The sequence below is a fragment of the Streptomyces sp. NPDC002209 genome, from assembly GCF_042890265.1.
In the GTDB taxonomy this organism is placed as follows: Bacteria; Actinomycetota; Actinomycetes; order Streptomycetales; family Streptomycetaceae; genus Streptomyces.
Map to the genome: position 1 here is coordinate 1 of NZ_JBIARX010000027.1, position 20,888 is coordinate 20,888.

Below are 20,888 nucleotides of genomic sequence, written 5' to 3' on the forward strand. Positions count from 1 at the left end.
CCGTGCGTGGTGTGGAGCCTAGACACCTCCACCACACCGGAGGTCTTCGCCATGATCAAGACCCAGCACCGTTAACAACGCTCGTGGTCAATACATCTAGGGCGCGGTCTTTGCGGCCCTTTCGCCCGCCCCGCATTCCCCGTTTCCCGCTCCCGTGCCATCGGGCCGTGCTTCCATCGCACGAGCGGGGTGTCGGAGCGGGAGGGGGCCGGGATGCGCATCGAGGTGAGCCGGGGCGACGGGCGGAAGCTGATCGCGCAGGAGTGGGGGGCTCCCGACGGCTCGCCGGTCCTGCTCCACCACGGCATGCCGGGCAGCCGCCTCGGCGTCGCGCTCGACGACGCCGCCGAGCGCCATCCGCACGTCCGCTTCCTCGCCTACGACCGGCCCGGCTACGGGGAGTCCGACCGGGCGCCGGGGCGGCGCGTGGCCGATGCGGCCGCCGACTCCGCAGCCGTCGCGGACGCCCTGGGCATCGACCGCTTCGCGGTCGTCGGCCGCTCCGGGGGCGGTCCGCACGCACTCGCCTGCGCCGCCCTGCTCCCCGACCGGGTGACGGCGGCGGCCTGCCTGGTCGGTCTCGCGCCCCGCGACGGCACCGGACTCGACTGGTACGCCGGCATGACCCCGTACAACGTGGAGCACTACACCCTCGCGGACCGCGACCCGGCGGCTCTGGAGCTGCGCCTCACCCCCCGGGCGGAGGTGATCCGCCGCGATCCCGGCCGGCTGATCGAGGACCTTCGCGCGGACCTCCCCGACGTCGACCTCGCGGTCCTGGCCGACGACCGGGTTCGCCGCTCCGTCCTGGACAACTTCCGCGAGGCGCTGCGGACTTCCGCGTACGGCTGGCTGGACGACTCCCTCGCGTTCTGCCGGCCCTGGGGGTTCGAGCCGGGCGGGATCACCGGCCGGGTGATGCTGTGGCACGGCGCCGAGGACGTGTTCTCACCGGTGGGCCATTTCCACTGGCTGGCTCGGCACATCCGGCACAGCACGGCGGTGCTCGCGCCCGGAGCCGGCCATCTCGCGGCCCAGTACGCCCTCTCGGAGGCGCTGGACTGGCTGCGCTGAGGTCACGCCGGGGTCATTCGGCGGGCGTCCCCGTCCGGGGTACGGGCACGGGCGGAGTCACCCGGGACCGCTCCACGGGCGCCGCCACCGCCTCCCGGGCTCCCTTGAGGCAGTCGATGATCCGCTCGTGCGTGTCCCCGACGCTGTCCACGACCTGGATGCGCAGGTGGAACGCCCGCACCTCGTCGATGAACCGCTTCGAGAACACCCCCACCCGTATCGTCTCGTACGTACCGGTGGCCACCAGCGGGAATCCGGCCCCCAACGCGATGAGGCGGAAGTCCGCCGCGGGTCGCAGCCCCACCGCGCCGAGCCGTTCGCCGACCTCGCCCGCGCTCATCCAGGCCTCCTCGGGAACCGGCCCCTCGTGCGGATCGCCGTCCATCACCGGGAAGTAGTCGGCGCGGTGCAGCCCCGCGTTGTGCTGGCCGCCGTTGAGGATGCCCGTGACCCAGGCCTTCGACTCGCCCGGCAGCTCCCCCGCCACGTACTCGGAGCGCCACCCCAGCACCGGCCGGACCGTACGGGCGTACTGGGCGCGGGCGAGCACGGCGCCGGCCGCCACGGCCAGCAGGCTGGCCAGGGGTTCCTCGGGCATCAGCCGGAGCCGCCAGGGCCAGTGGGCGCGGGTCGCCTCGGACAGGTTGCCGCAGATGACCTCCCAGGCGAGGACGGCGACGAGCAGGCACAGCAGCACCAGGGGCGCGGTGAACAGCCAGGGGTTGCGCCGGATGCGCCGCTGCGCATCGGAAACGGGGCCGCCGCCCCGGCCGGATGGTGCACTGCTCATGAGCGCCGCCTCACTCCCTCGGACACGGGCCCCCGCCCGGGAGTTCGGGCGGGGGCTCATGATTGTGCCCGGTCCGGGCGGGCGGCACCCGCCCGCTCCGTCAGTAGACGCTCACGCCATAGGCGTTGAGGGCCTCGACGACGGGCTGGAAGAAGGTGGTTCCGCCCGAGGAGCAGTCTCCGCTGCCGCCCGAGGTGAGGCCGATCGCGCGGGTGCCGGAGTAGAGCGGGCCGCCGCTGTCGCCGGGCTCGGCGCAGACGTTGGTGCGGATCATGCCGTAGACGATGTCGCCGCCGCCGTAGTTGACGGTGGCGTTGAGGCCGGTCACCGAGCCGCTGTGGGTGCCGGTGGTGGAGCCGCGCCGGGTCACGGACATCCCGACGGTGGCGTTGGCGGCGCTGGTGATGTCCTGGCTGCCGACGGTGCCCGAGTGGGCCAGGGCGGTGTTGTCGTAGCGGACGAGGCCGTAGTCGTTGTTCGGGAAGCTCGAGCCCACGGTCGCGCCGATCGTGGTGGTGTGCGAGGAGTTGGTCCACCAGGTGCCGGCGCCGTCGGTGCAGTGCCCGGCGGTCAGCACGTAGTACGTGTTCCCGCTGCGCACGTTGAAGCCGAGCGAGCAGCGCCAGCCGGAGGTGTAGATGGCGTCGCCGCCGGAGGTCAGCTTGCGCAGCTTGCCGGGGGTGCGCTCGATGCGCAGGGCTGCGGCGTCGGCTCCGGCCTCGGTACGGATCCTGGCGAGGTCCGCGGCGGTGACGGTGGAGTCGGCGGTGACCACGAGGGTCCCGCTGGCGGGGTCGGTGTACCAGGCGGTGCCGGCGACGTCGGCACGCTGGACGGAGGCGCCGGCCGCAGCGAGCCGCGCTGCGCTGAAGCCGCTGTCCGCGCTCGCCGCGGTGGGGGCGGCCAGCCCGGCGACGGCTGCCAGGCCTGCGGCCACGGCGAGCAGCCGGGTACGGGTGATGCTTTTGATCCTCACTTCTCGTCCTCCCGGGAGGGATCGGGGGCCCGGCGGACAGTGGGGGGCGCCGGAGCCCGTGAGGCGCAGCCGGGGGTACGGCGGGCGCACAGGATTTCGTCGTGCCCCTGACAAGCCCCCGGAAGGCGCTGTCGGGAGTGTCTCGGCGTCAGATTCGGGCGGCAAGGGCATCTTTCAGCCTCCGCTCGCCCGCCGCGACCTCGAAGGGCAGGGTGTTCCCGGATGGCGGGAACGGGCAGATGAAATGGTCCGCGAAGGCGCAGGGCGGCAGCACGGTCCGGTTGAAGTCGACGGTGATCGAGCCGTCCGCCGGGTCCGGAACTCCCGGCCTGAGGAAGCGGAAGCGGTAGCTGCCGCTCCCCCCGGTGGCATCGCCGATCACGGCCCAGAGGCTGCCGTCGTCCTCGTCGACGGCGACCTGGAGGGTGTGTGCGGCGCCCCGGTACGCGAAGCTCAGCTCGCCGCCGAGGCCGAACCCGCGCGTCCGCCCGTCGGCGTTCGCCACCTGGACGATCCGGTCCTCGCCGTACGGCCGGAAGCGCCCCGGCAGCACGAAGTCCGGGTCGTACGCGGTGGCCTCGATGCCGGCGAAGGCCCGGCGCGCCGCGGAGGCGGGGTCGAAGACCCGTACCGCCCACTCCCCCTCGCGCCGGATCACCGTGATCCGGACGTCCCCGGCAGCGGCGATCCGGGACTGCGCGGGCGGGGCCTGGTCGGCGGCCAGAACGGCGACGCCGGTGAAGGGCTCGCCGTCGAGGGCGAGACCGTCCTCGGCGCAGGCGCTCAGCGCCACCCCGCCCTCGGTGGCGCGCCAGCGCCCCGGAACGGCCGGAATTCGACCTTCCGGGTGGTCGGAGAGCCAGTGGGTGCCGATGAGGGACAGGGGGCCGTAGGGGGCGGACACGGAAGCCACCCGATGCTCGTGCCATTTCCGCCAGGCTGTCTTCGGATCGTCTGCGTCATCTGCGTCATCGCTCATGCCGCTCAACCCTTCCACGCGGGCCCGGACGGGAATCTCCCTGTACGCCGTCCGGCCCCGTGCGAGTCTGACGGGAGCTCAGCAGTCGCAGCCGCAGCCGTCGCAGCAGCACCCGTCGCAGTTGCAGCAGTCACAGCATCCGCTGCAGTCGGGGCAGCCGTCGCAGCCGTCGCAGGCGTCGCACCACGCGTCCCGCTTCTTGCGGGACCACGGGCCCTCGTGGTCGGTGCAGCACAGCTGGCAGGTGCAGAACAGCCCGAGGGCCACCGCGCAGCCGGCGAGCAGCCCGCGGCGCGGCTTCTGCGGAGGCAGGCCGCCGCCGGGTCCCATGGGCGGTCCGGGCATCCAGGGCCCGCCGGGGCCGCCCGCGCCGCCGCCGTACGGATTCCCCCCGTACGGATTCCCGCCCTGGCCGCCTTGGCCGCCCTGGCCGCCGTACGGGGCGCCGGCGTACGGACCGCTGCCGTACGGGGCGCCCTGGTCCGGGCCGTAGCCCTGCGGCGGCGCCCCGTACCCGCCCTGCCCCGCGGCGTTCATGGCCGCGTGTCCGCCCGTGTGCGCGCAGCCCGTGACCCCGAAGGCCCGGTCCACCGAGGTCTTCAGCTCGTGCACGAGCAGCCGGTGGGCCAGCCCGGCGTCCGCGAACTCGACCTCGCGCAGCGCCAGCCTGATGCCGTGCAGGGCGTCGTCGGCCAGCCGCCGGGCCTCGGTGAGCGGGGTCCCGGTGGCCGTCAGCGGGTTCCAGGCGCCCGCCGCGGCGTCCGCGGCCTGGTCCTCGACGGCGTCCAGCAGGTGCGCGAGGCGCCCGAAGTAGCGGCCGGCCTCGGCGAGCGCGGGCGCGTTGCCTGGCCGTCCGGCCAGCTGCGCGGTATGGGCGAACGCGGCGGCCGTCGCGGTCTCCGTGGGCTCGGTCACCACGAGCACCGGCGTGCCGGGGCCGGCCAGCGTCTCGATGCCCGCCTGCCGGTCCACGGCGTCGACGAGGACCGCCGTGTCGAAGCCGAGCGAGGCCCCGGTGCGGGCGCCGGCCCGGTCCCAGCCGCGGGCCACCCGGCGCGCGGCGGCGGCGATGGGCGCGCGGGCCAACAGGCCGTCCCGGTCCGCCACGTGGTCCCGTACCTTCGCCGAGGCGAGCACGAGCGAAACGGCGGCCGCGAGCCGCGCACCTTCGCCCTTGGCCACCGCGGCGGTGCGCATCCCGCGCAGCGGGCAGGGGCCGGCGGTGCGCCGCGAGCCGGGCGCCGGTCCCGACTGAGCCTCCGTCAGAACGGAGACGAGCAGCCCGTCGTAGTTGGTCACGATGCGGGCGAACTGCCCGTGGTCCCCGCGAAGTGCCAGGCACAGTCCGCAGAGATGGGCCATCCACTCCGTCTTGAACCGCTCCCCCAGCCGGTGCGTGCAGGGTCTGACGATGCCGAACAAACCGGTCCCCCGTGTGTCATACGCGTGCGTGATGCGCATCGTATCGAGCCGGATCGTTCACTCGTACGTCCCTGTCGGTCACCCACACGGAGGCAGCAGTCGTATTTTCACTCAGACAGCAGCGGTAGCCATCAGGATCCTTGACGGTGCAACGGATGTTCTGCACCAGTACCGTCACGAAACCCCTGCGCGGCGGCTATCCACTTGGCGCGTTGTCAGCATCATGGACGACCATAGGGGCAGCGGAGAGAAGACAACCGACTGCGGTGAAAGGAGGCGTCCATGGGTTCGGTACGCAAGGCGAGTGCCTGGTTGGGTCTCGTGGAGGACAGCGACGACGAGCGTTACTACGACGACGACTACGCGGAGGCCGCGCAGGGTTCCGTCTCGGGCCCCGGCGACCAGTGGGTCACCGACCCCCGGGTCAGGGTAGCGTCGGAGTCGGCCGTCGATCAGGGCCGGCGCATCGCGACGGTCACCCCGGACGGCTTCCGTGACGCGCGCGGCATCGGCGAACTGTTCCGCGAGGGCGTCCCGGTGATCGTGAACCTGTCGTCCATGGACCCGGCCGACGCCAAGCGCGTGGTCGACTTCGCGGCCGGCCTGACCTTCGGCCTGCGCGGTTCGATCGAGCGGGTGGCGACCAGGGTCTTCCTGCTGACCCCGGCCGACACCCAGATCGTGAGCGGCGAGCCCGCCGGCCGCTCGCGCGACTTCTTCAACCAGAGCTGAGCAGGGCCCTCACCGGAAGGCGTCGAGCCCGGTGAGCGCCTTGCCCAGCACCAACTGGTGCATCTCGACGGTGCCCTCGTAGGTGAGCACCGACTCGAGGTTCGTGGCGTGCCGCATGACGGGGTATTCGAGCGAGATCCCGTTGGCGCCGAGGATGGTCCGCGCGGTGCGGCAGATCTCGATGGCCTCGCGGACGTTGTTGAGCTTTCCGAAACTGATCTGCTCCGGCCGCAGGGTGCCCGCGTCCATCCGCCGCCCCAGGTGGTGGGCGAGCAGGATGCCCTTGTGGAGTTCCAGCGCCATGTCGGCGAGCTTCGCCTGGGTCAGCTGGAAACCGCCGATGGGCTTGCCGAACTGCTCCCGCGTCCGCGCGTAGTCGAGCGCGGCCTCGAAGCTGGCGCGCGCCGCTCCCATGGCCCCCCAGACGATCCCGTACCGCGCGTGGCTGAGGCAGCCCAGCGGCCCCTTGAGCCCGGTGACCCCCGGAAGCACCGCGTCGGCGGGCAGCCGCACGTCGTCCATCACGAGCTCACTCGTCACGGACGCCCGGAGCGACCACTTGTGCTTGATCTCGGGCGCGGAGAACCCGGCCGAGTCGGTGGGAACGGCGAACCCGCGGATCCCCTCGTCGGTCTGCGCCCACACGACGGCCACCGCCGCGACGCTGCCGTTGGTGATCCACATCTTGCGCCCGTTGAGCACCCAGTCCGTGCCGTCGCGCTTGGCGTACGTGCGCATCGCGGCCGGGTCGGAGCCGACGTCGGGCTCGGTCAGCCCGAAGCAGCCGATCAGCTCGCCGGCGGCCATGCCGGGGAGCCAGCGCTGCTTCTGCTCCTCGGAGCCGTACTTCCAGATCGCGTACATGGCGAGCGACCCCTGCACGGAGACGAGGGACCGGATCCCGGAGTCGGCGGCCTCCAGCTCGAGGCAGGCGAGCCCGTACTGCACGGCGGAGGCCCCGGCGCAGCCGTACCCCTCGAGCGACATCCCGAGCGCCCCGAGCGCCCCGAGCTCTTTCGCCAGCTCCCGGATCCCGGGCAGCTCGCCGCTCTCGTACCAGCCGGCGATGTGCGGCAGCACGCGGTCGGCGGCCCAGCCGCGGACGGTGTCGCGGATGGCGAGGTCCTCGGGCGCGAGGAGCTCGTCGAGCCCGAGCGGATCGGTGGGTACGAAGGGCACGGCGCCTCCTGGTGCGGACCTGCGGTTCGAAACCTAGCGGTGCAAGTTTGTCCGTGCGGCCGCCCGCGGTCCACCCCCACCCGGCCCCCGCACCGCGCGGGCTCCGTCAGGCGGGGCGTACGGCCGGGTCCCGGTCCGTCGCCGGGGCCGGGACGCGCGGGGCTTCGGGGCCCGCCTGGGCGGGGAGCCGTACGGGCTCGGCGTCGCACTCGGCGGAGTCGGCGCACTCCATGGCCCGCGGCAGCTTCAGCGCCATCACGGCACCGGCCAGCAGCAGCCCCGCACTGACGACGAGCGTGACGTGCAACCCGTGCACGAACGAGTGCCGCGCCGCCGCGAACAGCGACTCACCCGCAGCGCCCCCGAGGGACCCCGCGATCTGGTACGCCTCGCCCAGGGAATTCGCCGCCCCCGCCGCGTCCGAGGCCGACACCCCCGGCACGTGCAGCAACCCCGGCGCGTAGGCCGCGTTCATGACACTGCCGAGCAGCGCGATGCCCATCCCCGCGCCCAGCTGGTACGAGGTCTCGCCTATGGAGGCCGCCCCGCCGGCCGTGGCCGCGGGCGCCTCGCTCAGCATCGACTCGTAGGCCGCGAACAGCGTGGTCTGCAGCCCGAAGCCGAGCAGGACGAACCCGACCGTGAGGAGCACGGGCCGGTCGTGCTGCCCCATGAACGTCAGCAGCAGCACGGCGAACGCCGTCAGCACGAACCCGAGCGACACCATCAGGCGCGGCCCGATCCGGGCCAGCGTGTACGACCCGGTGGCGCCGGCGGCCATCGCGGCGAAGGTGAGCGGCAGCAGCCGCAGCCCCGTCTCCAGCGGGCTGAGGTGCAGCACCAGCTGGAGGTACTGGACCGCGATCAGCTCCAGCCCGACCAGCGCCAGCATGGCGAGCACGATGCACCCGACGGACGTCGAGAAGGCGGCGCGCGAGAACATCCGCATGTCGATGAGCGGGTGGGTACGCCGCTTCTGCCGCCGTACGAACAGGATCAGCAGCACCGCACCCAGCAGCAGCGGCACCAGCGCCTCGGCGTCGAGGAGCCGGCGCTCCGCGCCGATCCGCTTGACCCCGAGGACCACGCCGAGCACACCGCCGGCGGCCGTCAGCGCGCCGAGCACGTCCCAGGGCCCGTCGCAGGACCCCTTGGACTCGGGCAGCAGCCAGCGGCCGAGCGGCAGGATCAGGGCCATCAGCGGGATGTTGATCAGGAAGACCGAGCCCCACCAGAAGTGCTGGACCAGGAAGCCGCCGAGCACCGGCCCGCTGGCCGCGCCGATGGCGGCGACGGCGGTCCAGATGCCGATGGCGAGGGCCCGCTCGCGCCGGTCGGGGAAGACCTGCCGCAGGATCGACAGGGTGGCGGGCATGATCATCGCGCCGCCGACGCCGAGCAGGGCGCGGGCGGCGATCAGGACCTGGGCGTTGTCGGCGAGGGCCGCGAGGGCGGAGGCCGCGCCGAAGAGCCCGTAGCCGATCAGGAGTATCCGGCGGCGGCCGACCCGGTCGCCGAGGGTGCCGAAGAGGATCAGCAGGGCGGCGCAGACCAGCGGGTAGGCGTCGACGATCCACAGGAGCTCGACCGCGCCGGGGCGCAGGTCCTCGGTGACGGAAGGGACGGCGACGTGCAGGATCGTCGCGTCGAGCGCGACGAGGACCAGGCTGACGCAGAGGACCGCGAGGACGAGCCAGCGGTTGGTCCCGCCGGAGGCGGCGTGCAGCCGCAGCCGGAAGGCGGCAGCGTTCGTCCCCGACATGCATGTACCTCCAGATGATCGCTCGCACTCGGCGGACCAGCGTTTTGCGGAGCCACGGTGGTGGTGGGCACTGTGCGGCGTCCTACGGGGTCCGGCATCGACACGCGAGTGAAGGGTCAGCGTACGCGAGTTCGCCTGTCCGACACGTGGTCAAGCTCTCATAGCGGAGGAGCCCGCGGTGTGGTGTGCGCCACTCGCATCACCCCCTCCTCCCCCTCCTCCCCCGATCCACCGCCGGGAGGTGTCCCCACCGCGTACACGCGCGGTCACGACCTGTGGTTCTGCGCCGACGGCATGCACCGGCGCCACCGATAATCATGCCCGTGGAAGATCTTGGATTTCGCCGGGCCGCGCCCGCCCTGGCCGTCTTCGCGGCGGTCCGGCTCCTCGGGCTGGCCGTGCTCGCGGCCTGGGGCGCGGCCGTCGGCAGCAGTCCGCACACGCTGCTGTCGGCGCGCTGGGACTCGCTCTGGTACGCCCGTATCGCCGCCGGGGGATACGGGTACGAGGTGGTGCTCCCGAACGGGGACGTGCACTCGAACCTGGCCTTCTTCCCGCTGCTGCCCTGGCTGGAGCGGCTGGTCGCGGCGCCGACCGGGCTGTCGTACGGCTCCGCGGGCCTGGTGGTCTCGGTGGTGGCCGGGCTCGCGGCGGCCTGGGGGATCTTCGCGGTCGCGGACCTGCTCCACGGCCGCCGGGCCGGGGTGTTCGCCGCCGGGGTCTGGGCCGCGCTGCCCGTCGGGATCGTGCAGTCGATGGCGTACAGCGAGTCGCTGTTCACGGCGCTGGCCGCCTGGGCGCTGTACGGGGCCCTGCGCGGCCGGTGGCTGACCGCCGGCCTGCTCGCGGCCGGCGCGGGGCTGACCCGCCCGGTCGGCGCCGCGGTGGTGGCGGCGGTGTGGGTGGCGGCCGTACTGGCCCATCGGCGCGGGGAGCGGTCCTGGCGGATGGCGGCCGGGATGCTGCTGGCCCCGCTCGGCGCGGCCGCGTACGTGCTGTGGGTCGGGGCGCGCACCGGCGGCGGGCTGCTCGGCTACCTGGACGTGCAGGGCGGCTGGGGCAACGGCTTCGACGGCGGCTGGGCCTTCGCCCGGTTCATCGGGGCGAAGCTGGCCTCGTCCGCGTTCCCGGCCGGGGTCGGGCTGATCGCGGGCGTCCTGCTGGTGCTGTGGCTGTACGCCCTGTGCGTGCGCGAGCGCCAGCCGGCCCCGCTGCTCGTCTACTGCGGGATCGTCGTCGCGCTGGCGCTGTGCGCGTCGGGGTACTTCGGATCCAAGCCGCGGCTGCTGCTGCCCGCGTTCCCGCTGCTGCTGCCGGCGGCGGTGGCACTGGCCCGCCTGCGGACCGGGCGGGCGGCCGCGGTGCTCGGCGCGGCGGCGCTGGCCTCGGCGGTCTACGGGGCCTTCTGGCTGAACGGCTCGGGCCCCCCGTAGGGGCCGGGCCGTTCGGGACCCGTAGCGGCCCGCGCGGTGCTCACGGAGGGCCCGCATCACGGAATGGATCATTCCGATCCATCTTTGAGCAAAGTAATTGAGCGGCAGTGATAAACCCCGGGGAAGTGTGCGAAACAATGGCCAGGGCAATGGATCGACGCGGCTCCAACTAATGCCTAAATCCGAGGAATTAAGCCGCGCGTGAGACCAACTCCACATCACATGGTCATCACAAAGCCCGTGATTCGACCGGGCCGCCCATCGGCGCGCGGTAACGTCGATTGAGTGCGTACCGACCAAATCCTGACCCGTCTGGAGCGGGTGTTCGCCCGGCTGGACCGGGAACCAGAGCGACCGGCTCATCTGCAGACACCGCAGATGAGCCGGCACCGCGTCGTGCTCCTCGGATCGACCCTCGCGTTCTACCTCGCGATCGTGGTGGCCGTCCTGACCACGTCCTGGCTCGTCCGCCTGGACTGGCAGGTCATGTTCTTCCGGCCCTACGAGCAGTGGCCGCAGCTGCACGCCTTCCTCGACTACCTCGTGGTCCTGGGCCAGCGCGGACCCACCGCGGTCATGGTCGCCGCATGGCTCGGCTGGCGCTCCTGGCGCCAGCACACCCTCCGCCCGCTGATCACCCTCGGCGTGGCGCTGCTCCTGCTCAACATCACCGTCGGCGCCGTCAAGCTCGGCCTCGGCCGGCTCGGGCCGCACTACGCCACGCAGATCGGCTCCGCCGAGCTCTTCGCCGGCGGCGATATATTTCCTTCGGGCCACACCGCCAATGCCGTCGTGACCTGGGGAATCCTGGCCTATCTGGCCTCGACCACGGTCACCCGGCGGGTGCTGTCCGTGGTGTCCGCGGTCGTCTCGCTGAGCGTCGGCGCCACCACCGTGTACCTCGGCACCCACTGGGTCAGCGACGTGCTGCTCGGCTGGTCCGCAGGTCTGCTGATCATGCTGGCGCTGCCCTGGTTCGAGCCGCTGATCGCCGGGGCCGAGGCCCGCGTCTTCGCACTGCGGGAGCGGCTGCGCCGTCGGCTGGAGACCGGGAGCGTGCCCGTACCGGTCGCCGCCGTGCTCACCCCGATGCTCTCCGCGGGCGGCAAGTGGCAGCTCCGGCTCGCCACCGAGCCCGCCGGCCCCCAGGAGCCCGCCACCGCGGCCGCACCGGCGTCCGCCCCCGCGGCCGTTCCGGCGGCAGCCGGCCAGGCGCACGCCCCCGCGCCCCGGCCCGCCGCGCACGTCTCCGGCCGGCCGCACCTGATCCGGTCCGAGCGGACCCCGGTCACGCCGGCCGGCAGCCGCCGCCCGGCACACACCGAGCGGCCCGCCGCCGGACGCGCCGCGGCCCGTCCGGCCACCGGCGGCTGAGCCACCCCCGTACGGGACTTCGCGGGACGGTACGCACCACCTCACCCCGCACCACCGAGGCGGGCCGGGTCATCACCCGGCCCGCCTCGGCCGTTTCGGCGGTCCGCGCCGTGCGTACGACCGGAACGTCAGCTCCGCGCCCGGACGTTCGTCCGTACCGGGTCACGCTTGTGTCACGGAATGTCGACAGTTCTTTGACGGGGCCGGCTTCGTCCGGGAAGCCGTGGAAGTGAGTGCCGGCCATTCTTTTTCCGGCGCGCGAGATGCCCTCCGCACGTCCTGTTTCGCATTCCGCCCGAGAGCTCCGGAATTTCCCCGGGGATTGCCGTGGCCCACCCTGCCCGGCCACCCGAACACCCCTCGGTTTCCTTACATCTTCTCCACGGCTCGCCCGAGAAGGTCCCGGGCCGCTCTGATGCGGTCGGTCAGCTCCGGCGGCTCGAGCACCTCGAACTCACAGCCGAGCAGCATCACGTGAATGACGAGTACATCGAGGTTCACGGCCCCGGTGCGCAGCAGGCAGCTCTCGGCGTCGACCGGCTCGAGGACCCCGTCGCTCGGCCCCACGATCCCGGCCGCAGCCTCCGCCGGCATCTTCAGCCGCAGCACCGCCCTGGCCGCGTACGCCGCCTGCGAAACGCCGTGCGACACGTACGCGGCGAGGTCGTCGGCGGGCGCGGGACGCGGGGTGAAACGCGGTCCGTGCGGCGGTCTGGGCTCGATCCGGTCGGCGCGGAAGGTCCGCCAGTCCTCCCGGTCCACGTCCCAGGCGACCAGGTACCAGCGCCGCTCGGTGCACACCAGCCGGTGCGGCTCCACCACGCGGCGGCTGACGTCGCCCTCGTGGTCGCGGTACCCGAAGCGCAGCCGCTCGCTGTCCCGGCACGCGGCGGCGAGCTCGGTCAGCACGGAGGGGTCGACGGTGGCCCGGCCCGGCCCGCGCAGCATCGGCACGGTGAACTCGTTGAGGGCCGACACCCGGCGCCGCAGCCTCCCCGGCAGCACCTGCTCGAGCTTGGCGAGCGCCCGTACGGAGGCCTCCCCGATCCCCTCGACGCCGTTCCCCGCGGCCGTCCGCAGGCCCACCGCGACGGCCACGGCCTCGTCGTCGTCGAGCAGCAGCGGCGGCAGCTCGGCCCCGGCGCCCAGCTGGTAGCCGCCGCCGGTGCCGGGGCTGGCGTTCACCGGGTAGCCGAGCTCCCGGAGCCGGTCCACATCGCGCCGCACCGTCCTCGGGGTCACGCCGAGGCGCTCCGCGAGATCGGCGCCGGTCCATTCGCGGTGGGCCTGCAACAGGGACAGCAGGCGCAACAGTCGTGCGGAGGTCTCCAGCATGCCGAGCAGTCTGCCGGTAGCCCGGCCGCCTGCCGAATCGCCCCCGCGGGCCGCCGGGCCGAAACCCCGTCAGGGACGGGGTACGGCCGCCGGGGCCGGCGTACGCGTCGGGCCGGGGGCCGGTGCCGGCGTGGGGGCGGCGGGTCCGGCCGGTGCAGCGGCCGGTGGCTTCGCAGCCGCCGACGGCTTCGGGGCCGGGACCGGCGCGGGGGCCGGGGCCGCCGGGGCCGCCGGAGCCGTCGGAGCCGTCGGGACCGGCTTCGGGACCGGGACCGCCGGGGGCGAAGGCGGCAGCGCCAGCAGCATGCCGACCACCAGCGCCCGCGGCTCCGGCCCGATCACCGCCCGGTTCGCCTCGTACAGCGCCTTCCACCCGCCCTTCACCCGGTACCGCCGGGCGATCCCGTCCAGCGTGTCCCCGGCCCGCACCGCGTGCATCCGCCCCGCCAGCCCGTACCGCTTCGAGCACACCGGCCACGCGTCCCACCCCTGGGCGCCCACCACGTCCTCCGCCACCCGGATCTGCTGCTCCCGGCTCGCCAGATCGGCCCGCGCCGCGAACACCAGCCCCCCGTACTCCTCCCACGTCGGCTGCCAGAACTGCAGGCCCCCGTAGAAGCCGTTGCCGGTGTTGACCGCCCAGCGCCCGCTGCTCTCGCAGTCGGCCACGCAGTCCCAGGGCCATTGCCCGCCCGGCCCGCAGTCCCCCGGCCCGTTCCCGATGATCCCGGGCGAGCCGGGGTGGGCCGCCCCCGCGGGCCCGGGCGCGGGGGGCGGAGGGGCCGCGCCGGCCCTCGACGGGAGTACGAGGACGAGAGCCAGCGCGGCGGCAGCAGCGGCCGATACGGCCCGCCGGATCCGGAGGTCGGGCATCGCGTCACGCTACGCAGCGCCGCGCCTCCCGCCCGGGCCCGCCACGCGGCCCGTCCCGCACCCCACCCGGTCGGCCGATCCGCCACCCCTCGCGAAACGGCCAGGACCGGCCACCAACTGCGCGCACCCGGACAACAGTTGGCAGGAAAACAAAGCCCCGGTCCGACCGTTCACCCCTCCGGGGGCCAGGTTCGATTCCGTTCCCTCCAACGGCGTGACCCCGGCAGCCGCTCGGCCGTTGAGCCCGGCGAGCCGGGAACCGCCCGGCCCCCGCTCGCCTAGTCCGAGGAGCCAGCCCGTGCCCCGCATGCTCGACGTCAGTGATGAGGTACGTGCCGAGATCGGTGACGAAGAAGCCGAGAGGCTGCTCACCGGCGACGACGCACCGCGCAGCTACGACTGCACTTCCTGCCGCACTCCCGGGGACCCCGAGACCGACCGCACCAGCACGGTGCTGTTCGTCGGCGAGGAGACGGCCGTCCTCGCGTTCGCCCACGCCGGCTGCATCCCCTCGCAGGTGGTCACCGTCTCCGAGGAGCAGCTGCAGGGCGCGGTCCGCAGCATCACGGGCGACAGCTCCGCCGGCGGCGGGGCCCCGCAGAACGTGCCCGGCGGCCAGGCCGTCCTCGGCATCACCAGCGGCCTGGTGCTGATCGGCGGCGACCTGCACCCCGCCCTCGTGGTCGAGCCGACCGCGCCGATCGCCCGCCCCGGCACCACCGGCCCCGGTGACGACTTCCTGCCGCTCCTCATCGAGCAGGGGTTCATCCCGGTCACCGACACCGCCGAGCTGCCCTCCCCGCTCGCCGGCTGGTCGGTGCTGCTCGCCGCGGGCCTGCTGCACGCCGTGCTCCAGCCCGGCAGCGAGGGCGGCGGCCAGGTCGCCTGGTGGCAGGCGCACCAGCCGCTGTCGGTCACCGACGGCTGGCGGGCCGCCGTCAACAAGACCCAGCGCGTCCTGATCTACGCCGCCCCCGTCGGCTCCATCGGCCAGCAGCCCCGTGAGGACCTGCTCCGCGACGCGCTGGACAAGGCCGCCGCCGGCGGCAAGCTCGTGGCGGCCTCGATGCCGCTGGCAGGCACCCCCGGCGCCTGACGCCGTCGCGGATCCCGGAACGGCTGCGCCGCCCCTCCCACCAGGGGCGGCGCAGCCGTGTGCCGGTGGGGAGACCCCCACCGGCCATCTGCGTTTTCTGCCCCCTGGCCCGCATCCGCAGGGCCCCGGGTTCGTTGGCTGATACGTGCATTCATACGACCCCTCCCGCGCCCCTGCCCACGCGAGCACCGTCTCCCCGATGCGCCACGCAAGGGACCGGGACAACGCTCCGGCCGCCCTCTCGCACACCCCGATCTACGACACGCTGTACACGGAGTACCTGCGTGCCTTCCGGGCCCTGCCGGGCGATCGCACGGGCGAGGAGGACCTCGGGTTCACGGCGTTCTCGTACGGCGGCTGGTACGCGGGCACCGGCGGCTCGGCGTACGGCGCCGGCAGCGCGTACGGCAGCGGCGGCGGGGGCGGTGGCGGCGCGTACGGGGGCGGCTCGTACGGAAGCGGCTGGAATGGTTCCGCATGGCAGACGGACCCGTGGCCGGCCGCGTACGCCCCGGCGCCGCAGCCCTCGTACGCGTACGCCGGGTCCTCCGCGGCCGGCAGCGATCACGGCGGCTCCTCCGCCGCCGGCTCCGCATACGCCGGCGGGCGGCAGCACCAGCCCGGGATGCAGCACATCCCGGCGGCCCTGCCGCCCGCTCCGCGCCGGGGCTACTGACCCCGGACCACCGCCGCTGCTACTTCTTCTTGTACTGCGCGCCGCGCTTCTCGCGCACCCGCACGGAGATGTGGATCGGCGTCCCCTCGAAGCCGAACTCCTCGCGCAGGCGGCGCTCGATGAAGCGCCGGTAGCCGTGCTCCAGGAAGCCGGAGGCGAAGAGGACGAACCGCGGCGGCTTGCTCCCCGCCTGGGTGCCGAACAGGATGCGGGGCTGCTTGCCGCCGCGGATCGGGTGCGGGTGGGCCGCGACGACCTCGCCGAGGAAGGCGTTCAGCCGGCCGGTCGGGATGCGCGTCTCCCAGCCCGCGAGGGCCGTCTCGATCGCGGGGACCAGCTTCTCCATGTGACGGCCGGTGAGCGCCGAGACGTTGACGCGGGGCGCCCAGGCGACCTGCTGCATCTCGGTCTCGATCTCGCGCTCGAGGTAGTAGCGGCGCTCCTCGTCGAGCTCGTCCCACTTGTTGTACGCGATCACGATCGCGCGACCGGCGTCGACGGCCATGGTGATGATGCGCTGGTCCTGGACGCTGATCGTCTCGGTGGTGTCGATCAGGATGACCGCGACCTCCGCCTTCTCGACGGCGGCGGCCGTGCGCAGCGAGGCGTAGTAGTCGGCGCCCTGCTGGAGGTGCACCTTCTTGCGGATGCCCGCGGTGTCCACGAACTTCCAGGTGACGCCGCCGAGCTCGATCAGCTCGTCGACCGGGTCGCGGGTGGTGCCGGCCAGCTCGTTGACGACGACCCGCTCCTCCTTCGCGACCTTGTTGAGCAGCGAGGACTTGCCGACGTTCGGGCGCCCGATGAGCGCGATGCGCCGGGGCCCGCCCACCGGCGCGCCGCCGAAGGTCTGCTCGGGCGCTTCGGGCAGCGCCTCGAGGACGGCGTCGAGCATGTCGCCCGTACCGCGGCCGTGCAGCGAGGAGACCGGGTGCGGCTGGCCGAGGCCCAGGGACCACAGGGAGGCCGCGTCGGACTCGCCGCTCTGGCCGTCGACCTTGTTCGCGCACAGGACGACGGGCTTGCCGGCCCGGCGCAGCAGCTTGACGACGGCCTCGTCGGTGTCGGTGGCGCCGACCTTGGCGTCGACGACGAAGACGACCGCGTCGGCGGTGTCGATGGCGTACTCGGCCTGGGCGGCGACGGAGGCGTCGATGCCGAGGACGTCCTGCTCCCAGCCGCCGGTGTCGACGACCTTGAACCGGCGGCCGGCCCACTCGGCCTCGTACGTGACGCGGTCGCGGGTGACGCCGGGCTTGTCCTCGACGACCGCCTCGCGGCGGCCGATGATGCGGTTCACCAGGGTCGACTTGCCGACATTGGGACGGCCGACGACGGCGAGCACGGGCAGCGGCCCGTGGCCGGCCTCCGCGATCGCGCCCTCGACGTCCTCTACGTCGAAGCCTTCCTCCGCGGCGAGCTCCATGAACTCCGCGTACTCGGCATCGCCGAGCGCTCCGTGGTCGTGCTGGTCGTTCATGAAGTCCGTTCCTCGTCGTTCGTGGTGGTCGGTGGTGCCCGCGCAGCGCGGTTCCACTACTAGGTCAAGTCTCGCTCAGCGCCCGGTGAGGCGCTTGGCGTCGGCCAGATGGGCGGTCAGCCTGCTCTGGATGCGTACGGTGGCCTCGTCCAGGGCCGTACGGGTGCGGCGGCCGGTGCCGTCGCCCGCGTCGAAGGCGGAGCCGAAGACGACGTCGACCCGGCTCTTGAACGGCGGCAGTCCGCGGACCAGCCGCCCTTGGCGTTCGGTGCTCCCCAGCACGGCCACGGGCACGACGGGCGCGCCGCTGCGGACCGCGAAGTACGCGAGCCCGGCGCGCAGCGAGGCGAAGTCGCCCTCGCCGCGGGTGCCCTCGGGGAAGATCCCCAGGGCGCCGCCGTTCTCGAGCACCGCCAGCGCCTTGGTGATCGCGCCCCGGTCCGTGCCCGCACGGTCGACCTTGACCTGGCCGATGCCGTCCAGGAACGGGCCGAGCGGGCCGATGTACGCCTCCTTCTTGATGAGGAAGTGCAGCGGCCGCGGGGCGGTGCCCATGACCATGGGCCCGTCGATGTTGTGCGCGTGATTCACGGCAAGGATGACGGGGCCCGAGGCGGGCACGCGCCAGGCGCCCAGTACGCGCGGCTTCCACAGCCCGTACATGAGGCCGATGCCGATCCGCCGACCGAGCGCCGCACCCTTGAGGGAGGGCGTTCCGCTCACTTGCGCCCCGCCCGCTTCTCCTCCACGAGCGTCACGACGCACTCGATCACCTGGTCGAGCGTGAGCTCGGTGGTGTCGACCTCGACGGCGTCGCCCGCCTTGGCCAGCGGGGAGGTCTTGCGGCCCGAGTCGGCGGCGTCGCGCTTGATCAGGGCTTCCTTGGTGGCCGCGAGGTCCGTGGCCTCCTTGCCGCGCAGCTCACCGCTGCGGCGCGCGGCGCGGGCCTCGGGGGACGCGGTCAGGAAGATCTTGAGGTCGGCGTCGGGCAGGACGGTGGTGCCGATGTCCCGCCCCTCGACGACGATCCCGCCCTCCGCCGAGGCGGCGATGCTGCGCTGGAGCTCGGTGATCAGGGTGCGCACCTCGGGGACGGCGCTGACGGCGCTGACCTTGGAGGTGACCTCCTGCGTGCGGATCGGGCCGGAGGCGTCCAGGCCGTCGACCGTGATGGTCGGCGCGGCCGGGTCCGTACCGGAGACGATGCCGGGCTTGCCGGCGGCCACGGCGATGGCGTGCGGGTCGTCGGTGTCGATCCCGTTGCTGATCATCCACCAGGTGATGGCCCGGTACTGGGCACCGGTGTCCAGGTAGCGCAGCCCGAGCTTGGCGGCCACGGCCTTGGAGGTGCTGGACTTGCCCGTGCCGGAGGGACCGTCGATGGCGACGATCACGGCGGACGGAGCTGCGGTTTCCACGGTGCGGGCACCTTCCTGGTTGCGCGTACGTGTCCGGGCGCGCCAAAGCGCCCCTCACCAAGGTTACCGGCCCCCGGCACCGGCGCCGCCCAGTACCGGGGAGGCGGTCCGCGGGACTACTGCTGGCGCAGGGCCCAGCCCCGTTCGCGCAGCTCCGCGGTGAGGGCGGCGGCCGCCCTCGGGTCGACCATCAGCTGCACGAGACCGGCCTGCTGGCCCGTGGCGTGCTCGATGCGCACGTCCTCGATGTTGACCCCGGCCCGCCCGGCGTCGGCGAAGATCCGCGCGAGCTCGCCCGGCTGGTCGCTGATCAGGACCGCGACCGTCTCGTACGCGACGGGCGCCGCTCCGTGCTTGCCCGGTACCCGCACGCGGCCCGCGTTGCCCCGCTTCAGCACGTCCTCGATGCCGGCCGCGCCGCCGCGCCGCTTCTCGACGTCCGCCGACTGGAGGGCGCGCAGCGCGTCGACCGTCGTCTCCAGGTCGGAGGCGATCCCGGCGAGGACGTCGGCCACCGGGCCCGGGTTCGCCGAGAGGATCTCCACCCACATCCGCGGATCGGAGGCGGCGATCCGCGTCACGTCGCGGATCCCCTGCCCGCACAGCCGCACCGCCGTCTCGTCGGCCTCCTCGAGGCGCGCCGCGACCATGCTGGACACCAGCTGCGGGGTGTGCGAGACCAGCGCCACCGCCCGGTCGTGCGCGTCGGCGTCCATGACCACCGGTACGGCCTTGCACAGGGCCACCAGCTCGAGCGCCAGGTTGAGCACCTCGTGTTCGGTGTCGCGGGTCGGGGTCAGCACCCAGGGCCGGCCCTCGAAGAGGTCGGCCGTCGCGGCCAGCGGCCCCGACTGCTCCTTGCCGGCCATGGGGTGGGTCCCGATGTACGCGGTGACGTCCACGCCGAGGGCCGCCAGCTCCCGGCGCGGCCCGCCCTTGACGCTGGCCACGTCCACGTACGCGCGGGCCACGCCGCGGCCGATCGCGTCGGCCAGGGTCGCGGCCACGTGGGCCGGCGGTACGGCGACGATCGCGAGGTCGACCTGGCCTTCGGGGGCCTCGTCGGTGCCGGCGCCGAGCGCGGCGGCCGTACGGGCCTGGGCGGGATCGTGGTCGGCGAGGTGGACGGTGATGCCGCGGGCGGCCAGGGCGAGCGCCGCGGAGGTGCCGATCAGTCCGGTTCCGATGACGACGGCGGTTCTCACGGGGCGCTCCAGGGATGCGGGTACGGGTGCGTGACGGGTGACGGGTAACGGCACGTCAGGGCCAGCGTAGCCAGCGCAGACGGCAGGGGGGCCCGGCAGCCCGTCATGTGGGACGGCGGCCGGGCCGTACGGGAAGTCGGCGGCGGCTGCGGTAGAACCGTCGGCATGATCTTCCACATCGTTCCGCTCGCCGACTGGACCGCCGCGCCCGAGCTTCCGTACGCCCCCTCCTCCCTCGACTCGGAGGGCTTCGTGCACTGCTCGGCTGACCGCCCGACGGTGCTCGAGATCGCGGATGCGCACTACCGCGACGTACCGGGTCCGCTGCTGGCCGTCGAGCTCGACGAGCGGGCCCTGACCTCGGAGGTCCGCCGCGAGGGTGAATCCGGCGGCCGTTACCCGCACGTCCACGGCCCGCTGGACCGGGCGGCCGTGGTCCGCGTCTGGGAGGTCGTCCGCGCGCCGGGCGGTCCGGCGGAACTGGCCCCGTGGGGGCAGGGCTCCTGAGCCGGGCGGCGCGGGGGCTTCTCCTGCGGCCCGGGACACGCCAGGATGCTGCTCGCCATCCCCCCATCCCGGACCGGATCGAGGAGCAACCCCATGAGCGACCCCACGCCGACAGCCCGCCGCACGGTACTGGTGGCAGGTGCCGCCGCCGCGCTGGCCGGCGGCACGCTCACCGCGTGCGGCGGCGAGGAGAAGAACCCGAAGAGCGAGCCGGGCAGCGCCTCCACCGCGCAGGCGGCGCAGTCCCCCTCGTCCGGGACGGGTGCGGGCAAGGCCCTGCTGAAGTCCTCTGCCGTACCGGTGGGCGGCGGCACGATCCTCAAGGAGGAGAAGCTGGTCGTCACCCAGCCCACGGCCGGGTCCTTCCGCTGCTTCACGGCGGTGTGCACGCACCAGGGCTGCCTCGTGAACAAGGTCGAGGCCGGCACCATCGACTGCCCCTGCCACGGCAGCAAGTTCCAGATCGCGGACGGCGCCGTGGCGCACGGCCCGGCCACCCGCCCCCTGGCGGAGAAGCAGATCACGGTGGCCCCGGACGGCAATATCTCGCTCGCGTAGAGCGGCCGCGCCCGCCTAC

General features: G+C 73.6%; 20 protein-coding genes. 8 read left to right on the forward strand and 12 right to left on the reverse strand.

The features are described 5' to 3' along the window. Nucleotides 1-213: 213 nt before the first annotated feature. On the forward strand, nucleotides 214-1,074 hold the full coding sequence (locus tag ACFYXK_RS31520) for an alpha/beta fold hydrolase (protein WP_389414255.1): 861 nt from the start codon (nucleotides 214-216) through the stop codon (nucleotides 1,072-1,074). A gap of 13 nt (nucleotides 1,075-1,087) precedes the next feature. On the opposite strand, the gene ACFYXK_RS31525 is transcribed toward ACFYXK_RS31520, so the two are convergent. The 4 genes from ACFYXK_RS31525 to ACFYXK_RS31540 all read right to left on the reverse strand — a co-directional run bounded on the left by ACFYXK_RS31525 (nucleotide 1,088) and on the right by ACFYXK_RS31540 (nucleotide 5,241). Further along, nucleotides 1,088-1,864 (reverse strand): hypothetical protein, encoded by a 777-nt coding sequence (locus tag ACFYXK_RS31525; RefSeq protein ID WP_389414256.1) that lies wholly within the window; start codon nucleotides 1,862-1,864, stop codon nucleotides 1,088-1,090. A gap of 100 nt (nucleotides 1,865-1,964) precedes the next feature. Beyond that, nucleotides 1,965-2,840: a S1 family peptidase gene (locus ACFYXK_RS31530; protein WP_389414257.1), complete on the reverse strand. Its 876-nt coding sequence runs from the start codon at nucleotides 2,838-2,840 to the stop codon at nucleotides 1,965-1,967. 148 nt (nucleotides 2,841-2,988) lie between these two features. Continuing rightward, entirely contained in the window at nucleotides 2,989-3,819 is an 831-nt protein-coding gene (locus ACFYXK_RS31535) for a DUF1684 domain-containing protein (RefSeq protein WP_389414258.1), read from the reverse strand. A gap of 78 nt (nucleotides 3,820-3,897) precedes the next feature. Further along, nucleotides 3,898-5,241, reverse strand: coding sequence for a DUF5685 family protein (locus ACFYXK_RS31540; RefSeq protein WP_389414259.1), 1,344 nt, complete (start codon nucleotides 5,239-5,241; stop codon nucleotides 3,898-3,900). Nucleotides 5,242-5,523: 282 nt separating this feature from the next. Here ACFYXK_RS31540 and ACFYXK_RS31545 point away from each other — a divergent pair, with 282 nt between their 5' ends. Then, complete coding sequence (locus tag ACFYXK_RS31545) at nucleotides 5,524-5,973, forward strand: cell division protein SepF (RefSeq protein ID WP_389414260.1); 450 nt, start codon at nucleotides 5,524-5,526, stop codon at nucleotides 5,971-5,973. 9 nt (nucleotides 5,974-5,982) lie between these two features. On the opposite strand, the gene ACFYXK_RS31550 is transcribed toward ACFYXK_RS31545, so the two are convergent. Both ACFYXK_RS31550 and ACFYXK_RS31555 read right to left on the reverse strand, forming a co-directional pair. After that, nucleotides 5,983-7,152, reverse strand: coding sequence for an acyl-CoA dehydrogenase family protein (locus ACFYXK_RS31550; RefSeq protein ID WP_383519079.1), 1,170 nt, complete (start codon nucleotides 7,150-7,152; stop codon nucleotides 5,983-5,985). A gap of 106 nt (nucleotides 7,153-7,258) precedes the next feature. After that, on the reverse strand, nucleotides 7,259-8,914 hold the full coding sequence (locus ACFYXK_RS31555) for an MFS transporter (protein ID WP_389414261.1): 1,656 nt from the start codon (nucleotides 8,912-8,914) through the stop codon (nucleotides 7,259-7,261). 317 nt (nucleotides 8,915-9,231) lie between these two features. Between ACFYXK_RS31555 and ACFYXK_RS31560 the strand changes: the two genes are divergently transcribed. Together ACFYXK_RS31560 and ACFYXK_RS31565 are read left to right on the forward strand one after the other, a co-directional pair. After that, nucleotides 9,232-10,347, forward strand: a complete 1,116-nt coding sequence (locus ACFYXK_RS31560; protein WP_389414262.1) for a hypothetical protein — start codon at nucleotides 9,232-9,234, stop codon at nucleotides 10,345-10,347. Nucleotides 10,348-10,632: 285 nt separating this feature from the next. Next, the gene (locus ACFYXK_RS31565) at nucleotides 10,633-11,721 is read left to right on the forward strand and encodes a phosphatase PAP2 family protein (protein ID WP_389414263.1); all 1,089 of its coding nucleotides are present in this window, start codon (nucleotides 10,633-10,635) and stop codon (nucleotides 11,719-11,721) included. Between the two features lie 369 nt (nucleotides 11,722-12,090). On the opposite strand, the gene ACFYXK_RS31570 is transcribed toward ACFYXK_RS31565, so the two are convergent. Further along, nucleotides 12,091-13,056 carry a helix-turn-helix transcriptional regulator gene (locus tag ACFYXK_RS31570; protein ID WP_389414264.1) on the reverse strand — a complete coding sequence of 322 codons (966 nt, stop codon included), beginning with the start codon at nucleotides 13,054-13,056 and terminating at the stop codon, nucleotides 12,091-12,093. A 69-nt stretch (nucleotides 13,057-13,125) separates the two neighbouring features. Further along, nucleotides 13,126-13,929 (reverse strand): transglycosylase family protein, encoded by an 804-nt coding sequence (locus ACFYXK_RS31575; protein WP_389414265.1) that lies wholly within the window; start codon nucleotides 13,927-13,929, stop codon nucleotides 13,126-13,128. A gap of 298 nt (nucleotides 13,930-14,227) precedes the next feature. On the opposite strand from ACFYXK_RS31575, the gene ACFYXK_RS31580 reads away from it, so the two are divergent. Beyond that, a complete protein-coding gene (locus tag ACFYXK_RS31580; RefSeq protein WP_383519096.1) occupies nucleotides 14,228-15,025 on the forward strand; it encodes a hypothetical protein in 798 nt (265 codons plus the stop codon). A 199-nt stretch (nucleotides 15,026-15,224) separates the two neighbouring features. Next, entirely contained in the window at nucleotides 15,225-15,701 is a 477-nt protein-coding gene (locus tag ACFYXK_RS31585) for a hypothetical protein (protein ID WP_389414266.1), read from the forward strand. A gap of 19 nt (nucleotides 15,702-15,720) precedes the next feature. Here ACFYXK_RS31585 and der read toward each other — a convergent pair whose 3' ends face one another. The 4 genes from der to ACFYXK_RS31605 form a co-directional block, all read right to left on the reverse strand. Continuing rightward, nucleotides 15,721-17,181 carry a ribosome biogenesis GTPase Der gene (gene der, locus ACFYXK_RS31590; RefSeq protein ID WP_389414267.1) on the reverse strand — a complete coding sequence of 487 codons (1,461 nt, stop codon included), beginning with the start codon at nucleotides 17,179-17,181 and terminating at the stop codon, nucleotides 15,721-15,723. Nucleotides 17,182-17,256: 75 nt separating this feature from the next. Beyond that, the gene (locus tag ACFYXK_RS31595; protein ID WP_389414295.1) at nucleotides 17,257-17,844 is read right to left on the reverse strand and encodes a lysophospholipid acyltransferase family protein; all 588 of its coding nucleotides are present in this window, start codon (nucleotides 17,842-17,844) and stop codon (nucleotides 17,257-17,259) included. A gap of 56 nt (nucleotides 17,845-17,900) precedes the next feature. Beyond that, a complete protein-coding gene (gene cmk / locus ACFYXK_RS31600) occupies nucleotides 17,901-18,599 on the reverse strand; it encodes a (d)CMP kinase (protein ID WP_389414268.1) in 699 nt (232 codons plus the stop codon). A gap of 116 nt (nucleotides 18,600-18,715) precedes the next feature. Then, nucleotides 18,716-19,804 carry a prephenate dehydrogenase gene (locus ACFYXK_RS31605; protein WP_389414269.1) on the reverse strand — a complete coding sequence of 363 codons (1,089 nt, stop codon included), beginning with the start codon at nucleotides 19,802-19,804 and terminating at the stop codon, nucleotides 18,716-18,718. A 165-nt stretch (nucleotides 19,805-19,969) separates the two neighbouring features. On the opposite strand from ACFYXK_RS31605, the gene ACFYXK_RS31610 reads away from it, so the two are divergent. Together ACFYXK_RS31610 and ACFYXK_RS31615 are read left to right on the forward strand one after the other, a co-directional pair. Then, on the forward strand, nucleotides 19,970-20,311 hold the full coding sequence (locus ACFYXK_RS31610) for a DUF952 domain-containing protein (RefSeq protein WP_389414270.1): 342 nt from the start codon (nucleotides 19,970-19,972) through the stop codon (nucleotides 20,309-20,311). 93 nt (nucleotides 20,312-20,404) lie between these two features. After that, a complete protein-coding gene (locus ACFYXK_RS31615; RefSeq protein WP_389414271.1) occupies nucleotides 20,405-20,869 on the forward strand; it encodes a Rieske (2Fe-2S) protein in 465 nt (154 codons plus the stop codon). Nucleotides 20,870-20,888 lie beyond the last annotated feature (19 nt).

What these genes read in the sequence shown, in the direction of transcription:
- ACFYXK_RS31520 (WP_389414255.1), top strand. Translation starts at nt 214, where the DNA reads ATGCGCATCGAGGTGAGCCGGGGCGACGGGCGGAAGCTGATCGCGCAG.
- ACFYXK_RS31525 (WP_389414256.1), bottom strand. Translation starts at nt 1,864, where the DNA reads ATGAGCAGTGCACCATCCGGCCGGGGCGGCGGCCCCGTTTCCGATGCG.
- ACFYXK_RS31535 (WP_389414258.1), bottom strand. Translation starts at nt 3,819, where the DNA reads ATGAGCGATGACGCAGATGACGCAGACGATCCGAAGACAGCCTGGCGG.
- ACFYXK_RS31545 (WP_389414260.1), top strand. Translation starts at nt 5,524, where the DNA reads ATGGGTTCGGTACGCAAGGCGAGTGCCTGGTTGGGTCTCGTGGAGGAC.
- ACFYXK_RS31555 (WP_389414261.1), bottom strand. Translation starts at nt 8,914, where the DNA reads ATGTCGGGGACGAACGCTGCCGCCTTCCGGCTGCGGCTGCACGCCGCC.
- ACFYXK_RS31560 (WP_389414262.1), top strand. Translation starts at nt 9,232, where the DNA reads ATGCCCGTGGAAGATCTTGGATTTCGCCGGGCCGCGCCCGCCCTGGCC.
- ACFYXK_RS31570 (WP_389414264.1), bottom strand. Translation starts at nt 13,056, where the DNA reads ATGCTGGAGACCTCCGCACGACTGTTGCGCCTGCTGTCCCTGTTGCAG.
- ACFYXK_RS31575 (WP_389414265.1), bottom strand. Translation starts at nt 13,929, where the DNA reads ATGCCCGACCTCCGGATCCGGCGGGCCGTATCGGCCGCTGCTGCCGCC.
- ACFYXK_RS31585 (WP_389414266.1), top strand. Translation starts at nt 15,225, where the DNA reads ATGCGCCACGCAAGGGACCGGGACAACGCTCCGGCCGCCCTCTCGCAC.
- der (WP_389414267.1), bottom strand. Translation starts at nt 17,181, where the DNA reads ATGAACGACCAGCACGACCACGGAGCGCTCGGCGATGCCGAGTACGCG.
- ACFYXK_RS31595 (WP_389414295.1), bottom strand. Translation starts at nt 17,844, where the DNA reads ATGTACGGGCTGTGGAAGCCGCGCGTACTGGGCGCCTGGCGCGTGCCC.
- ACFYXK_RS31610 (WP_389414270.1), top strand. Translation starts at nt 19,970, where the DNA reads ATGATCTTCCACATCGTTCCGCTCGCCGACTGGACCGCCGCGCCCGAG.
- ACFYXK_RS31615 (WP_389414271.1), top strand. Translation starts at nt 20,405, where the DNA reads ATGAGCGACCCCACGCCGACAGCCCGCCGCACGGTACTGGTGGCAGGT.